This is a genomic window from Vulcanibacillus modesticaldus (genome assembly GCF_001730235.1).
GTDB classification, from domain to species: domain Bacteria; phylum Bacillota; class Bacilli; order Tepidibacillales; family Tepidibacillaceae; genus Vulcanibacillus; species Vulcanibacillus modesticaldus.
Map to the genome: position 1 here is coordinate 1 of NZ_MIJF01000048.1, position 6,959 is coordinate 6,959.

Sequence of the window (6,959 nt, forward strand, 5' to 3'; positions counted from 1 at the left end):
AAGCATCTAAGCGTGAAGCCCCCCTCAAGATGAGATTTCCCATGGAGTTAATCCAGTAAGACCCCTTAGAGAAGATGAGGTAGATAGGTCCGGTGTGGAAGTGCAGCAATGCATGGAGCTGACGGATACTAATAGGTCGAGGGCTTAACCAAAGCTCAAGTAAGGTGAAAGAAACTCGCATCTAGTTTTCAGGGTGTATAAAGTTATACTTTACAACTGTAAAAGTATAACCACACCATAAATTAAATATGAAGAAGTCTGGTGACGATAGCGGAGGGGACACACGCGTACCCATCCCGAACACGACCGTTAAGCCCTCCAGCGCCGATGGTACTTGGACCGCAGGGTCCTGGGAGAGTAGGACGTTGCCAGGCTTCTTTTTTTATATATTGCATACATATTTTTATATATTACCAACCGTACTTATTGCAGCCTATTTAGGCTGCTTTTTTTGTATCATTATTTTTCGATTTTTGTCTTCATATTTTCTTGAAAAATAGGTTATAGGATATAAGTGTAAAGAGGATAACAAATGGCTAAACAAATATTGAAAGGAGATGAGTAAGATATGTTTCTTTTATTAATCCTAATACTAGTTGGTCTCTATTTATATAAAACAGGTGACTTGCAAAAAATGATTAATAATTTACAAAGTGACACTAATTACCAAACAAATGAAGTAAAAAGAATAATCGATATGCGTTTGGCTAAAGGTGAAATTACTGAAGAAGAATATAACAAGCTAAAGGAAATATTATAATATTTAAATTATAAAGGAGGATGAATAAAAATGATGTTTGGAGGATTTGGCGGAAGTATGATGGGCGGTTTCGGCCGCGGATTTGGTGGGTATTATCCTGGAGGTTATGGAATCTGGTATGGAGGTTTCTCTGGTATTTTGTTCTTAATACTAATCGGAGTGGTAGTTTACTTACTAATCAAACGAAATAAAAATGTTAATTACCTAACTAAACAGGATGTAAGTTATAACAACAATGCATTAGAGGTTGCTAAGTTAAGATATGTACGTGGAGAAATTAGTTTCGATGAGTATCAACAAATCGTAAAAACTTTAAAATAATAATCGCTAAGTAGCCACTTTATAATATAATTAGCCTCATACTAGCAATATAGTATGGGGCTATTTTTTTAATCTCTTGACTAAAATAAAAAACATAGATATTAAAAATCTTATTATACTATGATATCTTAATTATGAAGTGTCTAGATTGTTGTGTATGACGTATTGTATTTGAATAAGGAGTGTGAAACTCTTGCAAAAACAGGATTTGGTAATTCAAATTGATTTTATAGATCGCTTAGGCTTAGGTTATGATGTTATGGAAGTATTAAAAAAACATTCAATTAACCTTTTAGCCATGGAAGCCAAAGCAAATCAAGAAATGAGACTTAAATTTAAGTATATTCCCAAAGAAAAATTAAATAACCTTATCGCTGATTTAAAAAAGATAGACGGTGTTTTATCTTTAACTTTTAGGGATCAAATGCAATACGAGCAGAGAGAGGATCAGCTGACAACAATCTTAAATTCAGTAAGTGAAGGGATTATAGCAGTAAATAAATCTGGTCATATCACGCATATAAATGAGAAGGCCTGTGAAATTTTTAGTATCAAAGAGACTGTGATTGGTGAGCAGATTGAAGATGTTTTGAAATCAGATATCCCGATTATGAAAACGCTTCAATATGGCAAAAAGTATAATTTAAAAGAAATAAAGTACAGAAAGAATGGTAAATTGTTTCATTATTTAACGAGTGGTTGTCCAATCGTAAATGAGAAAGGATATATAATTGGTGCTGTTGCAACAATTAAAGATTTTAAACAAGTAGAAGAGATCGTATCTAAAATTGACCGGAAAAAGAGGTTAACAACCTTCAATGATATTGTCTACCAAAGTGATAAAATGAGAAATGTTGTTGACACAGCGAAAATGGTGGCTAAAGGTGACTCTTCAGTCTTATTGAGGGGTGAAAGTGGAACTGGTAAAGAGCTATTTGCAAGAGCAATTCACATGGAGAGTAATCGAAATGGGCATCCATTCATTGCAATCAATTGTGCAGCTCTGCCAGAATCTTTATTAGAGAGTGAATTATTTGGTTATGAAGAAGGAACATTCACAGGTGCTGCTAAAGGTGGAAGAAAAGGGTTATTTGAGCAAGCTGATAAGGGAACACTTTTTCTTGATGAGATAGGAGAAATTTCGCCACAGATTCAAGTAAGACTACTTAGGGTGCTTCAAGAAAACGCAATTAGAAGGGTCGGGGGTAATAGAGAAATTTCAATTGATGTTCGTATTATTGCAGCAACCCACAGAAATCTAGAGGAAATGGTAGAAAAGGGAGAATTTAGAGAAGATTTATATTATCGTCTTAATGTGATCCCATTAAGAATACCACCACTTAGGGAGCGGGTTGAAGATATCCCACTGATTGCTCAACATCTCATTAAAAAAATAGGTAAAAAGTTAAATAAATCTAACATATCTTTATCAGAAGAAGCAATTCAATATTTAATGGAACAGAAATGGCCTGGTAATGTAAGACAATTAGAAAATACCTTAGAACGCATCATTAATGTAGTTAATCAAGAAGAAATAAAGCTTGAACATTTTTATGAATGGGGACATATTGATACCAAAAAATATAATGTTATTACTTACGATAAAGATATTATCAATCTAAAAATTCCAATCAAAAAAGAATGGCCATCATTAAAAGAAATTGTAAGTGAAGTAGAAAAGCAAGTTTTATTAAAGGTATTAAAAACCAATTCTTCTTCAAGAAAAGCTGGAAAAGTACTTGGTGTATCTAATACAACGATTTTAAATAAGATGAAAAATTATGGGATTAAAATTGAAGATATTGATTAAAAAGAAGTAGTGATAATTTTTTTTATCTCTGATAAAAAAAGTTGTCACTTTTTTTTATCAAAAAACCTAATTTTTCATTTTATTTGGCTATTAAAAGGATAATTTATAATTGGCATTATATTTGCATTGCAATATTTTATAGAAAATATTAATTGGGTAAGCAAACTAAAATTTTTAAATAACAAGTTATTTAGGAGGAGTTTAGAATGAAAAATGAAAGAAAAGACGTTTTTAGCATTTTTGAACAAATGGAAAAGTATGGTCACGAACAAGTTATTTTCAATTATGATAAAGCAACAGGTTTAAAATCAATTATTGCAATTCATGATACAACTCTAGGACCTGCTTTAGGTGGATGTAGAATGTGGAATTACGAAACGGAGCAGGATGCAATAAAAGATGCTCTACGCCTTTCAAGGGGAATGACATATAAGTGTGCAGTTTCAAACATCATGCATGGCGGTGGTAAAGCTGTTATTATCGGTGATCCTAGAAAGGACAAAACCCCGGAATTATTTCAATCATTAGGAACTTTTGTTGAAACATTAAAGGGACGTTACTATACAGGAACTGATGTAGGAACGGTGGGAATGGACTTTGTTCATGCTGCGAAACAGAGTGAATATATTGTTGGTCTACCCGAAGAATACGGTGGAAGTGGTAATTCAGCAATAATTACTGCGTATGGAGTATGGAGAGGAATGAAAGCCACTGCAAAGGAAGTTTTTGGCACCGATTCCTTAGAGGGATTAACTGTAGCGGTACAAGGACTAGGAAAAGTTGGTTATGTTCTCGTCAAATATTTAATAGAAGAAGGAGCAAGGGTTATAGCAACTGATATTATGGAAGATAATATCAACAGGGTAAAAGAGGAGTTTCCAGAAGTTGAAATCGTTAGTCCTAATGAAATATTCGGAGTAGAATGCGATATCTTTTCACCTAATGCTCTAGGTGCGGTAATTAATGACGAAACAATATCTCAATTCAAGTGTAAAGCCATTTGTGGTGCAGCGAATAATGTGCTTGCTGAGGAGCATCATGGCGACTTTTTACATGAAAAAGGAATCTTGTATGCACCAGACTATGTCGTAAATGCAGGTGGATTAATTCAAGTGGCTGACGAACTTCAAGGATACAACAAAGATCGTGCATTTAGAAATGCGAGCTTAATTTATGATACATTAACTGAAATCTTTACTATTAGTAAAGAAGAAAATATGCCTACCTATAAAGCGGCAGATAAATTGGTTGAAAAAAGAATAGAGATTATCGGTCAATTACAAAGTAAATATACTGGGAGATAAATTAATATTTTATCAATCCTTTAGAAATTTGTATAATAGAAAGTAATTTATGAAATGCAAAGAGAAGGATTTAATCCTTCTCTTCCATTCATATTAAAGCAATTGCAAAGGTGGTGAATTAAGTTTGAGATTCAAAAATTTTGAGGAAGTAATTGTTCGTGCTCAAAAGGGACAACCAGTAAGGGTAAGTGTTGCTGCGGCGCATGATGAAGATGTACTAACTGCAATCAAGCAGGGAGTGGAATTGAGTTTGATTGAACCATTTTTTGTAGGTAATAAAAAAGAGATCCAAAGCATTGCTGAACATATGGGCTTTGACATAGATCCTTTTGAAATATATTCTACAACTACAGAAACAGAAACAGCATATATCGCAGCGAAATTAGCAGACGAAAAAAAGACTCAAATCATTATGAAAGGGTTTATTAATAGTACACCCTTTTTAAAAGGTGTATTACATAAAGATTTCAAACTGAAGACGGATCGTATTCTTAGTCATCTATCTATTTTTGAAATACCAGGATACGAACGGCTTTTATTTATGACAGATGGTGGATTAAATATTGCACCAGACATAAATCAAAAAGAACAAATTTTATATAATGCGATAGAATTTATTCATAAATTAGGAGTAAATACTCCGAAGGTAGCGATATTGACAGCGAATGAAAGGGTTAACGAAAAAATGCCGGTTACTGTTGAGGCTCATAGATTAGCTCAACTAGCTAGTGAGGGGAGATTTGGATCAGCAATTGTTGAGGGACCGTTACCTTTGGATTTAGCGATTAGCAAAGAATCGTTATATCATAAAGGGATTAATAGCGAAGTTGATGGGGAGGCCGATTTATTCCTCGTACCAACAATAGAGGCAGGTAATATTTTAGGCAAAGCAATAACTTATTTTGCAAAGGGGATTATGGCAGGTGTAGTTTTGGGAGCCAAAGTTCCATTGATATTAAATTCTAGATCTGACTCTGCTAAGGCTAAACTTGCTTCAATTGCAATATCAGTGGTTGCTAATAATGAAAAGTAGTAGGAACTATTTTTTTGCTAATTTTTATAAAAATTCAGGGATAGGGGGAGGATTAATGGAAAATCCTAAGATATTAGCAATTAATCCTGGGTCTACATCCACAAAATTTGCTGTTTTTCTAGGAGAAAATCAAATTTTTAAAGAAACAATAAGACATGAAGACAAGGATTTGATCCATTTTCCTACAGTAGTTTCTCAATTGGATTATCGTTTGAAGCTATTAATAGAATCGTTACATTATCATAACATTAATCTTGAAGAATTAGATGCAGTTGTAGGAAGAGGGGGATTTTTACATCCTTTAAAAAGTGGGACGTATATAGTTAATAAAGAAATGCTGGATGATTTAAAAACGGCACGATATGGAGAGCATGCCTCCAATCTAGGAGCGTTGATGGCATATGAGTTGGCAAAGGAGCAGGATATCCCTGCATATATCGTTGATCCCATTGTTGTCGACGAGATGGAAGATGTTGCTAGATTGTCCGGTATTCCGGAGTTAGAAAGAAAAAGTCACGTTCATGCATTAAATATTAAGGCTGTGTCGAGGAAGATTGCCAAGCGGATTGGGAAAGATTTTCAATCACTAAACTTTGTTGTAGCCCATTTGGGTGGGGGGATATCTATCGTAGCCCAAAGGAAGGGGCAAATAATTGATGTAAACAATGCCAATAATGAAGGACCCTTCTCTCCGGAGAGGTCTGGGGGACTTCCGGCATTTCAATTAGTAAGGCTATGTTATTCAGGTAAATTCTCTGAAAAGGAAATGTTAACTCGTTTGACCAAAAAAGGTGGTTTTTATGCATATTTAGGAACTAAAAACGCTATGGAAGTAGAAGAGCGAGCTACTAAGGGAGATAAAAAAGCAAAGCTAGTTCTAGATGGGATGATATATCAGGTTTCAAAGGAAATTGGGGCGATGTCTGCTGTATTAGAAGGAGATGTAGATGGAATCATATTAACTGGAGGATTAAGTTTTTCCGATTATATAGTCCAAGAGATAACAAGGAAAGTAAAATATATAGCTCCAGTTTTTGTTGTTCCGGGTGAAGCGGAATTAGAATCTCTAGCATTGGGTGCGTTGCGTATTCTAACTAATCAAGAAGAAGCAAGGATCTATAGTGTAGAAATAAATGCATACTAATTAACATAAGGGACAATTCCTTTTAAAATTGTTATTTCTCATAAGGAATTGGGTATCTACATTAAGTTTTGATTCCGGAACATTAGTATTAGTAGTCATAGTAAAAAACTCTATATGTTTTCTTGTATTGTCATCTATATCTTATCACGGTTTTTTACTATGGCTCTAAGTTTTTCAAATTTTGTATACGCTTTTAAAATGGCCATTTGATTATTTTTGAAAAAAAGTTGTTGACATAAGATGATAAGTTGTAGTAGTATATTTGTTGTCGCTTCTAAAAAGAATAATTACGGTGAGCGATGATAAATAGGTGTTAGCAACGACTTAAAATAAAAAATAAAAAAAGTAGTTGACATAACACAGTGAGATATGATAAAATGTTAAATGTCGCTGAAATTGCTCTTTGAAAACTGAACAGTGTAACAAGCCAAGCGTGCCACAAGGAATTGTGGGACCAAAGTCAAAGAGAGCTAACTCAAACTTTTTATGGAGAGTTTGATCCTGGCTCAGGACGAACGCTGGCGGCGTGCCTAATACATGCAAGTCGAGCGAAGTTTATGGGAGCTTGCTCCTAATAAACTTAGCGG

At 34.2% G+C, this 6,959-nt stretch carries 6 protein-coding genes and 3 rRNA genes; all 9 read left to right on the forward strand.

Annotation, left to right across the window (positions count from 1 at the left end):
- Positions 1-152 (forward strand): 23S ribosomal RNA (locus BHF71_RS08730); the annotation flags it as partial.
- A gap of 105 nt (positions 153-257) precedes the next feature.
- Positions 258-374, forward strand: a 5S ribosomal RNA gene (rrf, locus tag BHF71_RS08735).
- A gap of 194 nt (positions 375-568) precedes the next feature.
- Positions 569-760: an SHOCT domain-containing protein gene (locus BHF71_RS08740; RefSeq protein ID WP_069657283.1), complete on the forward strand. Its 192-nt coding sequence runs from the start codon at positions 569-571 to the stop codon at positions 758-760.
- 30 nt (positions 761-790) lie between these two features.
- Positions 791-1,081 carry an SHOCT domain-containing protein gene (locus BHF71_RS08745; RefSeq protein WP_218064937.1) on the forward strand — a complete coding sequence of 97 codons (291 nt, stop codon included), beginning with the start codon at positions 791-793 and terminating at the stop codon, positions 1,079-1,081.
- A 193-nt stretch (positions 1,082-1,274) separates the two neighbouring features.
- Positions 1,275-2,891: a sigma 54-interacting transcriptional regulator gene (locus tag BHF71_RS08750; RefSeq protein ID WP_069657284.1), complete on the forward strand. Its 1,617-nt coding sequence runs from the start codon at positions 1,275-1,277 to the stop codon at positions 2,889-2,891.
- 206 nt (positions 2,892-3,097) lie between these two features.
- Complete coding sequence (locus BHF71_RS08755; RefSeq protein WP_069657285.1) at positions 3,098-4,195, forward strand: Leu/Phe/Val dehydrogenase; 1,098 nt, start codon at positions 3,098-3,100, stop codon at positions 4,193-4,195.
- A gap of 124 nt (positions 4,196-4,319) precedes the next feature.
- On the forward strand, positions 4,320-5,228 hold the full coding sequence (locus BHF71_RS08760; RefSeq protein ID WP_069657286.1) for a bifunctional enoyl-CoA hydratase/phosphate acetyltransferase: 909 nt from the start codon (positions 4,320-4,322) through the stop codon (positions 5,226-5,228).
- A gap of 55 nt (positions 5,229-5,283) precedes the next feature.
- Positions 5,284-6,372, forward strand: coding sequence for a butyrate kinase (gene buk, locus BHF71_RS08765; RefSeq protein ID WP_069657287.1), 1,089 nt, complete (start codon positions 5,284-5,286; stop codon positions 6,370-6,372).
- A 483-nt stretch (positions 6,373-6,855) separates the two neighbouring features.
- Positions 6,856-6,959 (forward strand): 16S ribosomal RNA (locus BHF71_RS08770); the annotation flags it as partial.

Coding starts and splice junctions, on each gene's coding strand:
- BHF71_RS08740 (WP_069657283.1), top strand. CDS start 569: ATGTTTCTTTTATTAATCCTAATACTAGTTGGTCTCTATTTATATAAA.
- BHF71_RS08745 (WP_218064937.1), top strand. CDS start 791: ATGATGTTTGGAGGATTTGGCGGAAGTATGATGGGCGGTTTCGGCCGC.
- BHF71_RS08755 (WP_069657285.1), top strand. CDS start 3,098: ATGAAAAATGAAAGAAAAGACGTTTTTAGCATTTTTGAACAAATGGAA.
- buk (WP_069657287.1), top strand. CDS start 5,284: ATGGAAAATCCTAAGATATTAGCAATTAATCCTGGGTCTACATCCACA.